At 45.1% G+C, this 1,796-nt stretch carries 2 protein-coding genes and 1 pseudogene; 2 read left to right on the top strand and 1 reads right to left on the bottom strand.

Translation table 11 applies throughout. From position 1 onward, the window contains the following. A pseudogene (locus A3761_RS27970) lies at positions 1–566 on the top strand (hypothetical protein); the annotation flags it as partial. A 21-nt stretch (positions 567–587) separates the two neighbouring features. Further along, the gene (locus A3761_RS20335) at positions 588–1,466 is read left to right on the top strand and encodes a CoA ester lyase (protein ID WP_068515818.1); all 879 of its coding nucleotides are present in this window, start codon (positions 588–590) and stop codon (positions 1,464–1,466) included. Positions 1,467–1,514: 48 nt separating this feature from the next. Here A3761_RS20335 and A3761_RS28630 read toward each other — a convergent pair. Next, positions 1,515–1,796 (bottom strand): hypothetical protein (locus A3761_RS28630; RefSeq protein WP_231881267.1); only part of this gene is annotated, 282 nt, incomplete at its 5' end.

The following is a 1,796-nucleotide window of genomic DNA, read 5'->3' as shown; positions in this document are numbered from 1 at the left end:
ATAAGGCTTTGATTATTGGCCAGCCGGCCTCTCGATTATCGACGATTGAATCTGTTGAACTTAAAACGGGTAGTACCGGCGTGTTGGTTTTCGTTAATGTTCGCCATGATATTTCACAAGCGGGTGAGCTGTGTATCAGCCAGGTACAGAATATTGTTTACCGGGAGCAACCAACAGAAAGAGCTGAGTTGCCACCAGGCAAGCCTGCGCTTTCTGAAGCCGATTTTTCGCAAGAAATCACGCCAAACCCAGTGTTGCTATACCGCTACTCGGCGCTGACTTATAACGGCCATCGTATTCATTATGATCGCGACTACGCGGTAAACGAAGAGCTGTATCCTGCCTTGGTTGTTCATGGGCCATTGCTGGTGACTTTATTGTTAGAACTTAAACGTCATAATATTGCCGATAAATCTTTGAAAACCTTCAAGTTCCGAGCGGTTAGACCGACGTTTGATACCTCGGTGTTTACCGTGTCTGGTAAGCGGGATGGCGATGATTTATCCCTATGGTCTGCTGATAATGATGGTTTTACTTGTATGACAATTAAAGCAAGTTTGGCCTAAGGATTCGTGAGCGAGAATAAAATGAAGAAATTAGACTACCCAGGCTGGCGTACGGCCTTGTTTATCCCTGTGCACATTGAGAAATTCGTCGCCAAAGCGCATACGCGTGGTGCTGATGCTTATATTCTGGACTTGGAAGATAGTGTTCCGCTAGAGCAAAAAGCAGAAGCTCGAGAGTGTGTGGTCCCGGCTGCGAAAACGGTTAGCCAGGATGGTGCTGCTGCATTGGTAAGAATCAACCTTGATGAGCGCTTTGCCATGGGCGATGTTGTCGCGTCGGTCAGTGAGCATGTTAGCGCGATTGTAGTGCCAAAGGTTGAGTCTGCTGACCAGTTACGGAAGTTCGCCGCTAAGATTTCTAAATTGGAACAGGAGCGAAATATTCCTCAAGGGCATACAGCGATTATTGCAATGATTGAGTCGGTTGATGCTTTACCCAAACTGGATGAAATCGCCTCAGCAGACCCGCGTGTTGTGGCGATGACTTTAGGCTCTGAAGATTTCTCGGCGACAGCTGGCATGCAGCCACTTCCTCAAACCTTGTTGCTGCCAAATCAGATGCTGGCATTTGCTTGTCGTCGTGCCAACATTATGCCTTTGGGTTTTCCAGGTTCGATAGCTGACTACAGCGATATTGATGCATTTACTGAAACGGTTAAGTTTGCCAAGCAGCTAGGTTTTGTAGGAGCCTTCTGTATTCATCCTAAGCAAGTAGAAGTCATTAATGCAGTATTGACGCCTAGCGCGGAAGAGGTAGAACATGCTGAAGGTTTGCTTGCAGCATTTGAAGCAGGCTTGGCTGCAGGCAAGGGAGCTGTTGAATATAAAGGCAAGATGATTGATTTGCCGGTTGTAGAGCGGGCAAGAGAATTATTGAGAAATGCTAAAGCTTTAGCATAGCCGACCTCTTTACTAGTGAGGGCTTGCTTATAGTGAGCCTCTTTCTAATTACTTAAAATATTTTTGATAAACCGTCTGAGTATATCCGCTTTCTTGTAAGTGCTTTAATGCTTGTTGGAATTGATAAGCAGCGGAGCCTTTATGGGGACTGGTTTTTTGATTGTTAAAGCCTAAAGCGCTGTTTTTATCAAATCTGCTATTTTGTTGTTGCTTAAAGTGTTTTGAATTAATAGAGAAGGCCGCTTTTAACGAAGAGTATTCCTTCTCAATTGCATTTGGGTGAAGCCGAAGGCCAATGTCACTAAACTGCTTAATGCGGTTTCGTTTTAA

The organism is Oleiphilus sp. HI0123 (assembly GCF_001635315.1).
Note: the sequence above shows the minus strand (reverse complement) of the source record. Positions and strands in the feature narration are given on the sequence as shown.